The sequence below is a fragment of the Mesorhizobium sp. genome (assembly GCF_004962925.1).
Classification (GTDB): Bacteria; Pseudomonadota; Alphaproteobacteria; order Rhizobiales; family Rhizobiaceae; genus Mesorhizobium.
The window spans coordinates 21,544-38,604 of sequence record NZ_SUEO01000021.1 but is presented as its reverse complement, the minus strand read 5'-3'; the positions used below and the strand labels follow the sequence as shown (position 1 = coordinate 38,604).

General features: G+C 63.0%; 14 protein-coding genes. 7 read left to right on the top strand and 7 right to left on the bottom strand.

Annotation, left to right across the window (positions count from 1 at the left end):
* Window positions 1–648 (bottom strand): FAD-binding oxidoreductase (locus tag E5W87_RS07400; protein ID WP_292395417.1); only part of this gene is annotated, 648 nt, incomplete at its 3' end.
* A 144-nt stretch (window positions 649–792) separates the two neighbouring features.
* Between E5W87_RS07400 and E5W87_RS07395 the strand changes: the two genes are divergently transcribed.
* Window positions 793–2,385 carry a peptide chain release factor 3 gene (locus tag E5W87_RS07395; RefSeq protein ID WP_164897950.1) on the top strand — a complete coding sequence of 531 codons (1,593 nt, stop codon included), beginning with the start codon at window positions 793–795 and terminating at the stop codon, window positions 2,383–2,385.
* A 156-nt stretch (window positions 2,386–2,541) separates the two neighbouring features.
* Here E5W87_RS07395 and E5W87_RS07390 read toward each other — a convergent pair whose 3' ends face one another.
* Entirely contained in the window at window positions 2,542–3,015 is a 474-nt protein-coding gene (locus E5W87_RS07390; RefSeq protein ID WP_292395414.1) for a VOC family protein, read from the bottom strand.
* Between the two features lie 254 nt (window positions 3,016–3,269).
* Here E5W87_RS07390 and ilvD point away from each other — a divergent pair, with 254 nt between their 5' ends.
* Window positions 3,270–5,114, top strand: a complete 1,845-nt coding sequence (gene ilvD / locus E5W87_RS07385) for a dihydroxy-acid dehydratase (RefSeq protein WP_292395412.1) — start codon at window positions 3,270–3,272, stop codon at window positions 5,112–5,114.
* 39 nt (window positions 5,115–5,153) lie between these two features.
* On the opposite strand, the gene E5W87_RS07380 is transcribed toward ilvD, so the two are convergent.
* On the bottom strand, window positions 5,154–6,917 hold the full coding sequence (locus tag E5W87_RS07380; protein WP_367118803.1) for an ABC transporter ATP-binding protein: 1,764 nt from the start codon (window positions 6,915–6,917) through the stop codon (window positions 5,154–5,156).
* Between the two features lie 317 nt (window positions 6,918–7,234).
* On the opposite strand from E5W87_RS07380, the gene E5W87_RS07375 reads away from it, so the two are divergent.
* The 3 genes from E5W87_RS07375 to E5W87_RS07365 all read left to right on the top strand — a co-directional run bounded on the left by E5W87_RS07375 (window position 7,235) and on the right by E5W87_RS07365 (window position 10,049).
* The gene (locus tag E5W87_RS07375; RefSeq protein WP_292395408.1) at window positions 7,235–8,533 is read left to right on the top strand and encodes an amidohydrolase family protein; all 1,299 of its coding nucleotides are present in this window, start codon (window positions 7,235–7,237) and stop codon (window positions 8,531–8,533) included.
* 98 nt (window positions 8,534–8,631) lie between these two features.
* Window positions 8,632–8,886: a hypothetical protein gene (locus tag E5W87_RS07370; protein ID WP_292395406.1), complete on the top strand. Its 255-nt coding sequence runs from the start codon at window positions 8,632–8,634 to the stop codon at window positions 8,884–8,886.
* Between the two features lie 242 nt (window positions 8,887–9,128).
* Entirely contained in the window at window positions 9,129–10,049 is a 921-nt protein-coding gene (locus tag E5W87_RS07365) for a DMT family transporter (protein ID WP_292395403.1), read from the top strand.
* Window positions 10,050–10,060: 11 nt separating this feature from the next.
* On the opposite strand, the gene E5W87_RS07360 is transcribed toward E5W87_RS07365, so the two are convergent.
* Complete coding sequence (locus E5W87_RS07360) at window positions 10,061–10,963, bottom strand: phosphotransferase family protein (protein WP_292395401.1); 903 nt, start codon at window positions 10,961–10,963, stop codon at window positions 10,061–10,063.
* Window positions 10,964–11,124: 161 nt separating this feature from the next.
* Here E5W87_RS07360 and E5W87_RS07355 point away from each other — a divergent pair, with 161 nt between their 5' ends.
* The gene (locus tag E5W87_RS07355; protein ID WP_292395398.1) at window positions 11,125–11,757 is read left to right on the top strand and encodes a class I SAM-dependent methyltransferase; all 633 of its coding nucleotides are present in this window, start codon (window positions 11,125–11,127) and stop codon (window positions 11,755–11,757) included.
* A gap of 103 nt (window positions 11,758–11,860) precedes the next feature.
* On the opposite strand, the gene E5W87_RS07350 is transcribed toward E5W87_RS07355, so the two are convergent.
* Window positions 11,861–14,314 (bottom strand): FAD-dependent oxidoreductase, encoded by a 2,454-nt coding sequence (locus tag E5W87_RS07350; RefSeq protein WP_292395396.1) that lies wholly within the window; start codon window positions 14,312–14,314, stop codon window positions 11,861–11,863.
* A complete protein-coding gene (locus tag E5W87_RS07345; protein WP_292395394.1) occupies window positions 14,311–15,195 on the bottom strand; it encodes a phosphotransferase family protein in 885 nt (294 codons plus the stop codon). Before E5W87_RS07345 ends, E5W87_RS07350 begins: the two co-directional genes overlap by 4 nt.
* Window positions 15,196–15,631: 436 nt before the next feature.
* Between E5W87_RS07345 and E5W87_RS07340 the strand changes: the two genes are divergently transcribed.
* Entirely contained in the window at window positions 15,632–16,408 is a 777-nt protein-coding gene (locus E5W87_RS07340; protein ID WP_292395392.1) for a DeoR/GlpR family DNA-binding transcription regulator, read from the top strand.
* Here E5W87_RS07340 and E5W87_RS07335 read toward each other — a convergent pair.
* On the bottom strand, window positions 16,405–17,061 hold a 657-nt coding region (locus tag E5W87_RS07335), incomplete at its 5' end, for an NAD(P)/FAD-dependent oxidoreductase (RefSeq protein WP_292395390.1). The two genes, E5W87_RS07340 and E5W87_RS07335, sit on opposite strands and share 4 nt — an antisense overlap.

Below are 17,061 nucleotides of genomic sequence, written 5' to 3'. Positions count from 1 at the left end.
CTCGATCGGCAGTTTTATCCCGGCCGTCGCGGCGATTGCCGGAGAGCCGCCGCCCGCCGCGATCACCACCTCGTCGGCGGCAATCGGTCCGGTGGATGTATCGGCGCCGGTAATCCTGCCATTGGCCTGTATTAGCGCACTGACGGTCGTGCCGGTCATTACCCGCGCGCCGCGCAGCTCGGCGTCGGCCAGCAATGCCTGCGCGGCGGCGACCGGTTCGGCGACGCCTTCCCCGGGCACATGCAGGGCGAAATCGGGAAGCTCGGCAAGATTGGGCTCGATGCGTGCGGCTTCCGCGCGATCGACGCGCTCGATGCCGTAACCCCAGCCGGAGTGCTCGGCGGCATAGGCTTCCAACTCGGCTAGCGGCAGATCCCAGCACAGGCCGCCGCACCAGGCGAGCGGAATGCCGGGCAGGTCCTGTGCCAGCCGCGTCCATTCGGCCATCGAGCGGGTGCGCAGCCGGAAATACGGTTGCGGGTTGCCCCAGCTGGCATTGATCCAGGCAAAGGAATTCGGCGTGGCGACGCCGCCGGCGCCGCTGTCGGCAACGATCGTCACCTTCGCGCCGGCCTTCGCCAGATGCCAGGCGATGGACGCGCCGATGATGCCGGCGCCGACAACGATGATTTGCTTGGCTGCGCTCATGGAGTGGTCCTTTGTCGAATCGGGTCTTCTGATGTCGTTGCGGCAACCCTATCTCAAGATCGGGCGAGGGCCATCCGCTCAAAACTGTTCGACAGGCCACAAAAGCGCTGCTAGAAGCCCGCGCACCACATGGGATTCCATAAATTGGCTGAAGACATCACGAACGCGGTGGCGCGCCGCCGCACTTTCGCGATCATCGCGCATCCGGACGCCGGCAAGACGACGCTGACCGAAAAGCTGCTTCTGTTCGGCGGCGCCATCCAGCTTGCCGGCGAGGTCAAGGCCAAGAAGGATCGCATCCAGACCCGGTCGGACTGGATGAAGATCGAGCGCGAGCGCGGCATTTCCGTCGTCACCTCTGTGATGACCTTCGAGTATGAGGACAATGTCTTCAACCTGCTCGACACGCCCGGCCACGAGGATTTCGCCGACGATACCTATCGCACGCTGTCGGCGGTCGACGCGGCGGTCATGGTCATCGACGCCGCTAAGGGCATCGAGCCGCGCACGCTAAAACTGTTCGAGGTGTGCCGGCTGCGCGACATCCCGATCATTACCTTCGTCAACAAGATGGATCGCGAAAGCCGCGACCCGTTCGAGATACTCGACGAGATCGAGCAGAAGCTGGCGCTGGACACCGCACCGATCACCTGGCCGATCGGCCGCGGCAAGACCTTTTCTGGAACCTATCATCTGGCGCTGAATGCCGTGCGCAAGGGCGACGCGGAGAAGGAACGCACGCCGGTCAATGGTCCCGATTCCAACCGCGTCGCCGGCCTGCTGCCTGAGAACGAGCGCGAAGCCTTCATCGAGGAGCTGGAGCTGGCGCGCGAAGCCTGCCGTCCGCTCGACATCGACTCCTTCCGCGAGGGTCATCTGACGCCGGTCTATTTCGGTTCGGCGCTGCGCAATTACGGCGTGCGCGACCTAATCGAAGCGCTTGGCGCCTACGGGCCGCCGCCGCGCGCGCAGGAGGCCGACACGCGTAAGGTCGAGGCGACCGAGGATAAGATGACGTCGTTCGTCTTCAAGATCCAGGCCAACATGGACCCTAATCACCGCGACCGCATCGCCTTCGTCCGTGTCTGCTCGGGCAAGCTCGAGCGCGGCATGAAGGCCAAGCTGGTGCGCACGGGAAAACCGATGAGCCTGTCGGCGCCGCAATTCTTCTTCGCCCGTACCCGCGTCACCGCCGACGAGGCTTTTGCCGGCGATGTCGTCGGCATCCCCAACCACGGCACGCTGCGCATCGGCGATACGCTGACCGAAGGCGAGGAGATACTGTTCCGCGGCGTTCCGAATTTCGCGCCGGAAATCCTGCGCCGCGTCCGCCTCGGCGACGCGATGAAGGCCAAGAAGCTGAAGGAAGCGCTGCACCAGATGGCCGAGGAAGGTGTGGTGCAACTGTTCTCGCCGGAGGATGGTTCGCCGGCAATCGTCGGCGTCGTCGGCGCGCTGCAGCTCGACGTGCTGAAAGAGCGGCTGAACTTCGAATACACGCTGCCCGTCGATTTCGAGATGTCGCGCTTTTCCGTCTGCCGCTGGATATCGGCTGACGACAAGGCCGAGGTGCATCGTTTCATCGAGGCGCATCGGGGCGACATCGCCCGCGACCTCGACAATGATCCGGTGTTCCTGGCCCAGCACGCCTTCTCGCTCAACTACGAGGCCGAACGCTGGAAGGCAATCCGCTTTGCGGCGGTGAAGGATTATCAGGTCCGCGACAAGGCGGCTTAGGGGGTCTCTTCCTTCTCCCATGTGGGAGAAGGCGACGGATGAGGGGTGTTCCAGGGAACGCCAACGCCTCACTCCGCTGGAACACCCCTCATCCGTCTCGGCGCTGCGCGCCGATCCACCTTCTCCCACAGGGGGAGAAGGGACGAGCGCGTTCAATCACCCCTTGGCTGCCTCTTCGATCTTGGCGATGTCGATCTTGGTCATCTGCATCATCGCCTGCATGACACGGCCGGCCTTGGCCTGGTCGGGATCAAGCAGCAGCCTCGGCAATTGCTCCGGCACGACCTGCCAGGAGACGCCGAATTTGTCCTTCAGCCAGCTGCACTGGCTGGGCTCGCCACCGCCTTCGATGAGTCTGTCCCAGAAATAGTCGACCTCCTCCTGCGTCTTGCAGTCGATGGAGAGCGAGACTGCCTCGGTGAACTTGAATTGCGGGCCGCCGTTGAGCGCCTGAAACTGAACGCCGTCGAGCTCGAATGAGACCACCAACACCTTTCCCTCATTATCGCCGCTGCCCTTGGGCCAGCGCATCACGCTCAGCACCTTCGAATTCTTGAAGATGGAGATGTAGTGGTTCATCGCGTCCTCGGCCTGGTCGTCAAACCACAGGCAGGGGGTGATCTTTTGCATTTGCTTGCTCCTCGGCTGTTGCAGTTGGCTATCACGGTGAAACGGCCTGGCTTGGCGTTGGTGTTATTTGCCCTGCCGTTTGCCAAGGACGCCCGGGCGGCACGCAATCCGACAGTTTCATCAAATTTTCTTGGGAAAATCTGGCGCATTGCAAAATTGTGGCCAGACCAGGCTTCGGCGTCTATAACGCCTGCGGTCCGAATTCAGCGCCGCCGCGCTCCCATCGAGCGCAGCCAGCCAGCCAAGGAAAATTCATGCCTGCCTATCGCTCCCGCACCACAACCCATGGCCGCAACATGGCCGGCGCCCGTGGCCTTTGGCGCGCCACCGGCATGAAGGATTCTGATTTCGGCAAGCCGATCATCGCCGTGGTCAACTCCTTCACCCAGTTCGTGCCCGGCCATGTCCACCTCAAGGATCTTGGCCAACTGGTCGCGCGCGAGATCGAAAAGGCCGGCGGCGTTGCCAAAGAGTTCAACACCATCGCCGTCGACGACGGCATCGCCATGGGTCACGACGGCATGCTCTATTCGCTGCCGTCGCGCGAGCTGATCGCCGACTCGGTCGAGTACATGGTCAACGCGCACTGCGCCGATGCCATGGTCTGCATCTCCAATTGCGACAAGATCACCCCCGGCATGCTGATGGCGTCGCTGCGTCTCAACATCCCGACCGTCTTTGTCTCTGGCGGGCCGATGGAGGCCGGCAAGGTGGTGCTTGCCGGCAAGACGCAGGCGCTGGATTTGGTCGATGCCATGGTCGCGGCCGCCGACGACAAGATCTCCGACGAGGACGTCAAGACCATCGAGCGCTCGGCCTGCCCGACCTGCGGCTCCTGCTCGGGCATGTTCACCGCCAATTCGATGAATTGCCTGACCGAGGCGCTGGGTCTTTCCCTGCCCGGCAACGGCTCGACGCTGGCGACCCATGCCGACCGCAAGCGCCTGTTCGTCGAGGCCGGTCATCTGATCGTCGATCTCGCCCAGCGCTATTACGAGCAGGACGATGACACCGCGCTGCCGCGCAACATCGCCTCGAAGGGCGCCTTCGAGAACGCGATGACGCTCGACATCGCCATGGGCGGCTCGACCAACACCGTGCTGCACATTCTCGCTGCAGCGCATGAGGGTGAGATCAACTTCGACCAGGACGACATCGACGCGCTGTCGCGCAAGGTGCCGGTGCTGTGCAAGGTTGCCCCCGCCAAGGCCGATGTGCACATGGAAGACGTCCACCGCGCCGGCGGCATCATGGCGATCCTCGGTCAGCTCGACAACGCCGCGCTGATCAACCGCGACCTGCCGACTATACATACGCGAACGCTGGGTGAAGCGCTCGACCATTGGGATATCTCCCGCACCACCAGTCAAAGCGTTCGTGATTTCTTCCTCGCGGCCCCGGGCGGTGTGCCGACGCAAGTCGCCTTCAGTCAGGACCGCCGCTGGGACGAACTCGATCTCGACCGGGAGAAGGGTGTCATCCGCTCGGCCGAGCATCCCTTTTCCAAGGACGGTGGCCTTGCCGTGCTGAAAGGCAACCTTGCGCTCGACGGCTGCATCGTGAAAACCGCCGGCGTCGATGAATCGATCCTGAAATTCACCGGGCCGGCCAGGGTGTTCGAAAGCCAGGATTCAAGCGTCAAAGCGATCCTGTCCAACGAGATCAAGGCCGGCGATGTCGTCGTCATCCGCTACGAGGGGCCGCGTGGCGGCCCTGGCATGCAGGAAATGCTTTATCCGACCAGCTATCTCAAGTCGAAGGGCCTCGGCAAAGCCTGCGCGCTGGTCACCGATGGCCGCTTCTCCGGCGGCACCTCCGGCCTGTCGATCGGCCATGCGTCCCCGGAGGCGGCGGAAGGCGGGCTGATCGGGCTGGTGCAGGAGGGTGACACGATCGAGATCGATATCCCGAACCGTACCATCCGGCTTGCCGTCGACGACGCGGAACTGGCCGCCCGCCGCGCGGCGATGGAGGCAAAGGGAGCTGCCGCCTGGAAGCCCGTGGAACAGCGCAAGCGCAAGGTGACGATGGCCTTGCGCGCCTATGCCGCGATGGCAACCAGTGCCGCCAAGGGTGCTGTGAGGCATGTGCCGGAATAATTTCGCTTTCCTTCCCACAAGGGGAGAAGGGAAAGGCCGCTACGGCATCAGCTGATATTCATAAAGCTTCTGGTAGAGCCCGCCCTGTTTGAGCAGCGTCCGGTGCGGGCCGCTTTCCACCACTTTGCCGGCTTCCAGAACCACGATCGTGTCGGCCTGGTGCACTGTCGACAGCCGGTGCGCGATGACGATGGTCGTGCGCCCGACCGTCAGCTGCTGTAGCGCATCGCGAAACAGCGCCTCGGATTCAGCGTCGAGCGCGCTGGTCGCTTCATCGAGAAGCAGGATCTCCGCGTTGCGCAGCATGGCGCGCGCGATCGAAATCCGCTGGCGCTGCCCACCGGAAAGCAGCGCACCGTTCTCGCCCACATCCGTCTCATAGCCCTTGGCCAAGGCGGTGATGAAGTCATGCGCATTGGCCGCCCTGGCGGCGGCGATCACCTCGTCGTCGGTGGCATCCTGACGCCCAAGCCCGATGTTGTGCTTGATCGTGCCGGCAAACAGGAACGTGTCCTGGCTTACATAGGCGATTTTTTCCCTGAGCGAAGCGATGGTTGCGTTGGAGATGTCCTGACCGTCGAGCAGCACCTTGCCGCTCTGCGGGTCGTACATACGCATGATCAGGTTGAGGATGGTCGACTTGCCGCCGCCCGATGGCCCGACCAGCGCCGTCATCTTGCCTGCCGCCAGGGTCAGGTCGAGTCCCTCGAACACCGGCGCGCTTTCCGGATAGGCAAAGCGGACATTGTCGAAACGGATTTCGCCCGGCCCCGGCCGCAGCGGCTTGGCGTCCGGCTTTTCGGCCAGCGTCAGCGGCCGGTCGGCGAGCTGGAACATCATGCGCACGCCGACGATGCCGGTTTCCAGCGAGATACGCACGCGGGCGAGGCGCTTTGCCGGTTCATAGGCAAGCAGCAGCGCCGCGATGAAGGCCATGATGTTGCCTGGCATCTGGCCCCCCTGCAGGACCAGAAGGCCGCTGACCAGAATGGCGCCGGAGATCGCCAGTCCGGCAAGCGTTTCCATCACCGGGCTGGTGGCAGCCTCCAGTGTAGCAATGTTGTTGGCGCGGTTCTCGACATCCGACACCGCCTTGTGCATGCGCTTGCGCATCGCGCCTTCGAGACCGAAAGATTTGACGACACGCACGCCGATTGCCGTTTCCTGCATCACCTGCACGATCTGGCCTAGCGAGCGGAATTCCTGCGCGGCGATCTTGCGGACGCGCTTCAGGATGCGGTTGATGCCGTAGATGGCTATGGGTCCGATGACGAAGCAGATCAGGGACAGTGCAGGCTGCTGCCAGACCATCACCGCCACCAGGACAACCAACGTCACCAGGTCGCGCACATAGGACGTGACGACGAGGTCGAGCACGCTGCGAGCGGCCTGTGCATTGTTGGTCATGCGGGTGATCAGGTCGGATGACGAAGTCGAATGGTAGAACTCGATGCCTTGCGCCAGGATGCGGTCGTAGATCTTGCGCTGCCGGTCGGCGATGATGCTGTTGCCGACGCGGCTCATGAAGTAGGCTTGGACGAAATTCGCGATGCCCTTGGCGATGAAGATCGCGGCGACCGCCGCGGCAATCCAGTTGATGCGCTCGACTCTTTTGTAGATCACGAACTCATTGGTGATTTCGCGCAGAATCCAGGCGCTGGCGCCCGTCATGGCGGCCACCACCAGCATCGACAGTATGGCGGCGCCGTATCCAAACTTGTGCTGGTGGAAGGATTCCCTGACCAGCCTTACGATAAGGCGCCGGTTCTCTGCCGAGCGTTCGTCACCTTTGAGGAACTTCAAGTTCACACTGGATTTCCGTGGTTGCGAATATGGCGTTGAGCCCGAAGCCGATCGCTGCGCCGCGACACACGATGCGGATTCGCCTCAAGGGACGAAAGGCGGCTTATAGAGCGAGTTGCGGTCGGATGGAACTGTTCGCTGCTGCGCAAAGAAACGGCTGCAGCAACCTGTCTTTTGCTCCACGATGCACACGGCCCCGGAAATCGGATTCGATTTTCGCTGGGGATCATGCGCAAAATCAAAGTGCTGCAGCGTCCTTGGCGCGTCCAAGAGGACGCGCGGCGCTGTAACGTGATTCTGAAAGAGGACGACGACAGATGAATTTCGACCTTATCGTCCGCGGCGGCATGCTGCCCGACGGCACAATCGCCGACATCGGCATCATCGGCGAGACGATCGCGGCGATCGAGCCCGAACTGAACGTCACCGCGGGCACGGCGATCGACGCCCATGGCAATCTGGTCTCGCCGCCCTTCGTCGATCCGCATTTCCACATGGACGCCACGCTCTCCCTGGGAATCCCGCGCATCAATGCGTCTGGCACGTTGCTGGAAGGCATTTCGCTTTGGGGCGAATTGAAGCCGCTGCTGACGCATGAGGCGGTGCGCGACCGCGCGCTCGCCTATTGCGACTGGGCGGTATCGATGGGCCTGCTCGCCATACGCACCCATGTCGATGTCTGCGACATCAGGCTGCTGGCGGTCGAAGCCCTGCTCGACGTGAAGAAGACGGTCGCGCCCTATATCGACCTGCAACTGGTCGCCTTCCCGCAGGACGGGTTTTATCGCTCGCCGACGGCGCGCGACAACACCATTCGTGCGCTCGACATGGGTGTCGACATCGTCGGCGGTATTCCGCATTTCGAGCGCACCATGGCCGACGGCACGCGTTCGGTGACGGAACTGTGCGAAATCGCGGCAAAGCGCGGCCTTATGGTCGACCTGCATTGCGACGAGACTGATGATCCGCTGTCGCGCCATATCGAACAGCTAGCCTATGAGACGCAACGCCTCGGCCTGCAGGGCAGGGTCGCCGGCTCGCATCTCACTTCGATGCACTCGATGGACAATTACTACGTCTCGAAGCTGTTGCCGCTGATCGCCGAGGCCGGCGTCTCGGCGATTCCCAATCCGCTCATCAACATCATGCTGCAGGGCCGCCACGACACCTTTCCCAAGCGCCGCGGCCTGACGCGGGTCAAGGAGATGCTCGCCCACGGCATCCGTGTCGGCTGGGGCCAGGATTGCGTGCTCGACCCCTGGTATTCGCTGGGAACCGCCGACATGCTCGACGTCGCCTTCATGGGCCTGCACGTCGCCCAGATGTCGAGCCCGGCCGACATGGCGCGCTGTTTCGACATGGTCACCAATGTCAACGCCGCCATCATGGGCCTCGACCATCTCGGCCTGGCGGTCGGCAAGCGCGCCAGCCTCGTCGTCCTCGATGCCGGCGATCCGGTCGAGGCCTTGCGTCTGCGCCCCGAGCGCCTCTGCGTCATCGCCAGGGGCAAGGTGGTGGCCGAGCGGGCCAGGCAGGAAACGCGGCTTTCGATCTCGGGACGGCCGGGAACGGTGAACCGCAGGCATCGTCCGCCCCAACAATGGCAGGCCCAATAGCACGTTGGAGCTGCATCAAGCCGCACGCTTCGACCAGATTGATAGGTTTCGACCTTAAGTCTACAATCGGTCTCCAGTTTTATGTCGAGGAGGAGACCATGTGGCACAAGACAGCGATGGTGGTCGCGTTGGCGGCGATCTGTGCAGGCTGCATGACGGCAGAAGACCGTCGTGCCGCGGACGAGGCAAAATGCCGGTCCTACGGCTTCGCCAGAAAGAATGATGCCTTCGCGGAATGCCTGCAGCGCATCGATCTCGCGCGGCGCGCGGAACTGAGAAGCGCGTCGGCTTTCGATCCTTGGGACCGGCCGGTGATCTATCGTCCGGTCATCCTCCGGCCACGGCCAAAGTAGGCCGTTCAAGCGGCGATGTAGAGCATCGGAACCAAAAGTGGGTACCGGTTCTGGGAAAATCCGATGCTCAAATAGAAATAGAGCGGCGGCACGATTCGATTTGAAGGTTCGCCGCTCTAGTATAGGCCCAGCCGATTTCCGGCTCTGGTCTGGCCGGGTTCCCGATTTGCGCTCGTCAAAGCGGCTGCTTGCGTCTACGACGCTGCTCACCGAGCTTTCATGCGGGAGGAAGCGACATCGGCATGGCACAGCCAACAGCCCAGAATTCGACGATCAGGAACGTGCTTTTGGCTGGCATTCTGCTGATGCTGGCCGGCGACTTCCTGTTTGCGTTGAACGATGCGATGGGCAAATGGCTGGTCGCCAGCTTTTCCGTCGGCCAGGTGGTGCTGATCCGCTCGATCGGCGCCTTTTTCGTGCTCGGCCCGATGATCGCGCGTCAAGGTACGGCCAAGCTGTTCCGCATGGAGCGGCCTGAGCTGCAGGTCTTGCGCGTCGTCATGACGACGCTCGACACGGCGCTGTTTTATGCCGCTGTCGTCTACCTGCCGCTCGCCGACGTCATGAGTTTCTACATGGCGGGGCCGATCTACGTTGCGGCCTTGTCCCACCTGTTGCTCGGTGAAAAGGTCGGCTGGCGCCGCTGGATGGCGATCCTGGTCGGCTTCTGCGGCGTGCTGATCATGCTCAAACCGTCCTCGGCCGCGTTTTCGCTGTCGTCGACCTTTGCACTGGCCGGAAGCATTTCATTCGCCTTCGCCATCATCCTCAACCGGCGGCTGCGTGGCACCAGCGACACCTCGCTCGTTACCTGGCAGACCATCGGCACGCTGCTGGTCGGCGGGGTTCTCACCATCGGCAACTGGCAGACGCCGTCCTCGCTCGATTTCGGCGCCATGCTGCTTCTCGGCATCGTCTCCTGCGGCGCGCATCTGATGATCACCAGGGCGCTGAAGCTGGCGCCCGCCTCGACGCTGGCGCCGCTGCATTACAGCCTGCTGCTGTGGGCCGTCATCTTCGGGCTGGCCTTCTTCGGCGACATGCCCGGCCCGCGCATCCTGATCGGCTCGGGCATCATCGTGCTGGCCGGCCTGTTTATCTTCCATCGCCAGAAGGTGGTCGACACCGTGCCGCCCGAAAACGTGCCGAAAGGCGTAAATTAGGTCCAGAGTACCTAACCTGCGCGCACCGCCGCCAGATGTCTTGAGAAGTCGGCTGTCTCCATCAGCGCCTTGCAGCGCGAAAAACGCCCGTCGGCATAGGCGCGGAAATCGTCGACCGGATTGCTGTTGGCTAGCTGGATCAGCCCCCACAGCGTCCACAGCAGGTCGCACATCGCCTTGTAGACGACAACGCGGCCGCGCTCCGCCGGCGTTGGCTCGCCGCCGAAATAGGCTTGCATCATCTCTTCCTCCTGCGCCGTATCAAACTGTCCTTCGACGCTGAGGTCGCCAAGATCCCAGAGCGGATCGTTCATGCCGGAATATTCCCAGTCGACGATCCACATCCTGTCGCCCGTATCGAGGAAGTTTTCGCACAGCGGATCGCAGTGGCAGGCGACGAGGGGCAGGGGATGCGCGGCAAGCGCCGAGCGCACGGTTTCCGCCTCGCGCACCACGTCGTGGTAGCCGGCGGGCAGGGCGACGTCCTTGGTCGACAACACCTTCAGATAGTCGTCGATCATCGCAAAAAGCTCGAAGCGGAAGGGAAACACGGCGCCGGATGTATGCAATCTGCGGAAGGCTTTGCCGGCACGGGCCGGACTGCCCGGCCGGGTCCTGAATTTTTCCGGCGACATCGTCTCGCCTCCGGCGACGAAACGCGTCACCATCACGCCTGTCTCGCCGTCGACGTGCAGCACTTCGGGGCTGACGCCGGCCTTGGCGGCTTCCCGTGCCGCCACCGCCTCGTTGGCGCGGTTGATATACTCCTCTGTGCCCTTGCCGGGAATCCGCAGGCAGACATCTCCAGCCCTGAAGACGAGGTTAGTGAGGCCGCCAAGCCGCTCCACGGGCCCGTCGTAGCTTGCCAGCATCGGAGTGGCTGCAAGCGCCGCACGTGCTTCCTCGTCCACCATCGCTTCCGCCCTCTTTTGCGTCTTTAATTTGTGGCGACGACGGTTCCACAAATTTCACCGTTTGGCTATCATCGCCGACATGCGATTCACTCCAGCGCCGTGCGTCCCTGTTGGACGCGCAAAGGACGCTGCAGCATTTAGATTTTGCGGATAGGACTGCGATGGCGGACAGGAAAAATGAGGGTGCGCTCGCTGCAGCCTATGCAGCGAAGCGGCCAGAGGACGTGGCAGCGCTCTACGACCGCTGGTCCGACACCTACGACGCAGACATGTCGGCGGCCGGTTATCGCCATCCGACCATCTGCCTTGCCCTGCTTGCCCGCCATTTGCCGCGCGGCGCGGCGCCGCTCCTCGATGCCGGGGCCGGCACCGGGCTGATTGGCGAATGGCTTGTCATCACAGGCTATCCGCATGTCGATGCACTCGACATCTCGGCGGGAATGCTGGCAAAGGCGGAGCGCAAGGGCGTCTATTCGGCGCTTCACTGCCTGGCGCTCGGCGGGCCGCTGCCTTTCGCGGATAATGCCTATGCCGGCATCATATCGGCCGGCGTCTTCACCTCGGGCCATGTCGGCGCTGAGGGGCTGGACGAACTGATCCGCATCTGCCGGCCGGGCGGGGTGATTGTGCTGACGGTCAAGAACACGCTGTGGGAAGCCGGTTTTTCCGCACGAATTGCCGACCTTGAGGCGAAGGGCATCGTCGCGCGCGCCGAGGAGACGTCGCCCTATGTGTCTATGCCGGGTGAGGCGGACACTGTGCCCAGCCGTGGCCTCGTTCTGCGCGTGAACTGATCTAGAGCAATTCCAGGAAAAGTGCGTAGCGGTTTTCCGTCCGGAATTGCGTAAAAACAAACACTTAGAGCGGTTCGGCGGTGCTATCAAAAGTTGAACCGCTCTAGGCTCTGATCTTTTCTCCCGCCGGATCGTAAAGCGGCTCGAGGTGGATCTTTGCCGGCGTCCGCTGCATCGCGACCACCAGCTCGTAATCGCCGGAGGCGAGAAAATCGTCGCTGACGCCATCGGCGTTGCGCACGTAGCCATAGCCGATATTTTTGCCAATGGTGTAGCCATAGCCGCCGCTGGTCAGGTAGCCGACCGGCTCGTTGTTGCGCAAGATCGTCTCGCGCCCGAGCAGCACGATCTCGCAATCATCGACCGTAAAGCCGGCAAAGCGTTTTTTCGGTGCGGCGCCGCTGATGCTTTCCAGCGCCCGCCTGCCGAGGAAATCCGTGTTCTTTCTGAGTTTCACCGCCCAGCCGAGGCCGGCCTCCTGCGGCGTGTCGTTGGGCGTAATGTCGGAGCCCCAGGCGCGGTAGCCTTTTTCCAGCCGCAGCGAGTCCAGCGCCCGGTAGCCGACCGGGCGGATGTCGTATGTCCTGCCTGCGGCCATCAGCGTGTCGAAAATCTCGCCCGTTGCTGCGATCGGCACATGCAGTTCCCAGCCAAGCTCGCCGACATAGGTGATGCGCAGCGCCCGGATAGTGTGGCCGGCGATGGAGATTTCCCGCACATGGCCGAACGGGAAAGCGGTGTTCGACACGTCCGCATCGGTCACCGCAGCCAGCACGTCGCGGGCACGCGGCCCCATCAGCGACAGCGTGCCGAAATGCTCGGTGACATCGGTGAGCGTCACGTCGAGCTCCTTGCCGACATGGTCGCCGATCCATGAGAAATCATGCGTCCTGAAACCGGTGCCGGTGACAACGTAGAATCGTTCTTCGCCGAGCCGCGCCACGGTCAGGTCGGCCTCGATGCCTCCGCGCGTATTGAGAAGCTGCGTGTAGGTCAACCGGCCTACCAGCTTGTTGATGTCGTTGGCGCAGATCCAGTCGAGCGCCTTCAGCGCGTCCGCGCCGGTCATCTCGTATTTGGCGAAGGATGACTGGTCGAAGATGCCGACGTTCTCGCGCACCTGCCGGTGCTCGTCGCCGACCGGCGAAAACCAGTTCTGGCGGCCCATCGAATAGACGTCTTTTGACTCCACGCCTTCGGGCGCGAACCAGTTCGGCCGCTCCCAGCCGAGCTTCGAGCCGAACACAGCGCGGTGCTTTTGCAGCCGTTCATAGAGCGGCGACACGATCCGCGGCCGGCCCGTGACATACTCCTCATGCGGGAAGCCGATCGTGTAGTGCTTGCCATAGGCTTCCAGCGTGCGGTCGCGGACCCATAGCCGGTCGCGCTGCAGGTCGGAAAAGCGTCTGATATCGACCACCCACAGGTCGAGTGGCGCCTCGCCGTCGACCACCCATTGCGCCAGCACCCAGCCGGCGCCGCCACCGGCCGCGATGCCGAAGGCGTTGAAGCCGGCGCCGACGAACATGTTGGCGCATTCGGGCGCCACGCCGAGGATGAAATTGCCGTCGGGCGTGAAACTCTCGGGGCCGTTGATCATCTGCTTGACGCCGACGGTTTCGAGCGCCGGAATCCGCGCAATCGCCTGGTCCATATGCTGCTCGAAATGATCGTAATCGTCGTCGAACAGCCGGAACTCCCAGTCATCAGGGACGTCGCCACCGGGAAGGTCGGTCGTCCAGGCTTGCGGGTTCGGCTCATAGCCGCCCATCACCAGCCCGCCGACCTCCTCCTTGAAATAGGTGCGGCGGTCGGGGTCGCGAATCGTCGGCGCATCGGTCGCCAACCCGTCGATCTTTTCGGTGATGATGTACTGGTGCTTCACCGGCTGCAGCGGCACGTTGATGCCGGCTAGCGCACCCACCTGCCGCGCCCATTGCCCGGCACAGTTTACCACCTTGTCGCAGGTGATATCACCCCTGTTGGTCTTAACCGTGGTGATGCGGCCATCCCTCAAGTCGAAGCCGGTGACGCGCACATCCTCGAAAAGTCTGGCGCCATGCATGCGCGCGCCTTTGGCCAACGACTGCGTGATGTCGGAAGGGCTTGCCTGGCCATCGGTCGGCAGCCAGCTGGCGCCGACGAGATCGCCGGTTTCCAGCAGCGGCCACATTGTCTTGACCTCGGCCGGCGACAGCAACTGCATGTCCATGCCAAAGCTTTTCGCCGTCGTCGCCAGCCTCTTATACTCGATCCAGCGGTCGGCATTGGTGGCGAGCCTGAGGCACCCGGTCATCTTCCAGCCGGTGGCCAGCCCGGTTTCGGCTTCCAGCCCTTTGTAGAGATCGACCGAATATTTCAGCACGCGGGTGATCGAGGCCGACGAGCGCAACTGTCCGACCAGCCCTGCCGCATGCCATGTGGAGCCAGAAGTCAGTTTGCCCTGTTCCAAAAGCACGACATCGGCCTTGTGGTCACGCGCCAGATGATAGGCCGTCGAACAGCCGATAATGCCGCCGCCGATGACGACGATCTCGGCATGGGCGGGCAATGTCATGATTTTTGTCCGTATTTTGTTCTGTAGTTTTCCAGCGCCGCTTCCAGCCGTGTCAGGTTTTCGTCGGTATAGGCGACGTAGTCGATGCCGGGCGCGTCGAGATAAAGCTCGGAAACCATGCTCCACATCGCCTCGCGCAGCAGCGATGCGCATTGCATGGCCGCATGCGAGCGGCGGATCGCCTCGTCCGGCTCCTTCATGAAATAGGCGGTCAGGAAGGCGAAGGACTCCTCGTCGCTCATGCCGGCATTCGAGGCGACGCCGGCAAGGTCGAACATCGCCGTGTTGAAACCGGCATATTCGAAATCGATCAGCCACAGCCTGTGGCCGTCGTCGAGAATATTGGCCGGCAAAAGATCGTTATGGCCAAAGACGATCGGCAGGAGTTTCTGCGCCCGTTCGAGCTCGTCTGCAAGCGTCAGCAGCCGCGGCAACTCGCTTCGCATGCGGCTGCCGCCTTCCTCCAGCGTGCGCGCATAGTCGCGGATGACATGGAACACCCAGAACATGAAGCCGGCGCCGGAGACGTGATTGGGCATCTCCCGATGGAAGCCGCGCATCAGGGCGGCGACGCGGCCGACATTGGCGCGCACATCCTCCGCGACAAAGGTCCTGGCGCCGAGATACTCTGTAACTATGATGCCGGACTCGGTATGGCGGACGGCCGGCCCAAAGCCGGCGGCGTGGGCGGCACGCGCGGTCATCACCTCACGCTCGCGAAAGACATGGTGGAACGGAAAGTCCTGGCCGAAGCGTACGACATGCCGCCCGGCCGCATCCTTGACCAGATAGTTGGCGTTGCTCAGGCCACCCGGCAGCGGCGCGATCTCGATGCTGCCGGTCCAGCAGGGCAGCGCGCGGATGCGGTCCTCGGCAGTCACAGGTTCATCCCTCGTTAGGCGGGGTTCAAGACGCCGCGGGCGAGACAAAGATGGCGGCCGGCAGGAGGGAGCAATGCGAAGATCTCGTCGGTGCGGGATGCCAGGATCGGTATCCCGCACCGCACCGACGAGCCCCTGTGCCGGGTTCTTCGACGCCGGCATCCGCCCCCGCGGATTCGAAAAAAACCTTTTCCCTTGCGCCTGACGATTTTCCAGACGTTCGGGCAAGCGAATTTTGATGCGGCTCTGCCATCGTTCTCCCGTGGCAGCTCCGAGCCTGTCACCAGCTAGTGTCGCGCCTTGTTAGCTGGCTTGTCAACGAAAACTTGTGGCTTTTTCTGTCTTATTGCCCGAAATAGCAAGGATTTCTTGTATACTGTGGCCGATTTGCCTTAGAAGCGGTCAGCAACGCAACAATCCGATTGGTCGAAACGCGATGATCCATTCGAAGCGGCATGGCGAAATCCTGCGTCTCCTGCAGGAGGAGGGCACCGTCACCATCGCCAGCCTGGCCGACCGGCTCGGCGTCTCGTTGGAGACCGTGCGCCGCGACGTCAAGCCGCTGACCAGTGACGGTTCGATCCTGAAGATGCATGGCGCCGTCGGCCTGCCGTCGATGGCCGGCGAGGCGCCATTCGAGCGGCGCATGCGGGAGAATGCCGATGCCAAGCGCGCCATCGCCCGCATGGTCGCCGCCACCATTCGCGACGGCGAATCGATCATGCTCGACACCGGCACCACCACCTCTTTCCTGGCCCGCGAGCTGCTCGGCCACCGGCGGTTGACGGTGGTCACCAACTCCTCCGACATCGCCCGCACGCTGGCCACCGTCAACGGCAACAAGGTCTATATGGCCGGCGGCGAATTGCGCAGCGATTCGGGCGCAGCCTTCGGCGTCTCGGCCATCGAATTCGTCAGCCGCTTTTCCGTCAATCATGCGGTGATCTCCACCGGTGCGGTCGATGCCGTCACGGGCGTCATGGACTATGACCTGGAAGAGGCGGAAATCGCCCGCATGGTACTATCGCGCGGCCAGCGCTCGCTCGTCATCACCGACCACACCAAGTTCGGCCGTCAGGGCCTGGTCCAGGTCTGCGGCTTCGAGGGTTTTTCCGAACTTGCCACCGACCGTTCGCCGCCGCGCGATATCGCCGCCGCCCTTGCCCAGGCCGGTGCGCGGGTCAGTGTTGCCGGCGGCGAAACCGAGTTCTAATCGAAAACCAGCGATTGGTGGGCGCATACGCCCGCGAAGGCGCCACTTGATACGGCGAAGGCGATGTTGTGCATCGATCGTGCCGCGTCTCCGGCGGCATAGACGCCGGGCACGGTCGTCTGCTGCCGGTCGTCGACGGTGATCACCGGGCCGAGAAAGCCTTCCGTGAAGGTACAGCCAAGCTGTTCGGCCAGCGGGCTGGCCATGGTGTTGCGCGGTGCGGTGAACAGCGCCTTGATGCCTGCTTTGCGGCCGTCTTCGAGATTGACGATCAGCCCGCCCGAACCATCCTTTTCCAGCTCCGCCACCCCGCCCGGCTCGAACCGCACGCTTCGCCTTTCCAGCGCAAGCATCTGTTCCGCGTCAGGCTCGAACACGCCGTTTGCGAACAGCGTGACGTCACCCCAGTCGGCGATCAATTGCGCCTGATGCACAGCCATCGGGCCGGTTGCCAGCACGCCAAGCGGGCCGCCGGCCACCTCGTAACCATGGCAGTAAGGACAGTGCAGCACGCTCTTTCCCCAATGCTCGGCAAGCCCCGGCACATCCGGCAGGATATCGCGCACGCCGGTGGCAAGCACCAGCCGCGCCGCGCCGAATGTTTCGCCGCGATCAGTCGTGATCTCGAAGCCGGAACCGTCGGCAGCGGTCTT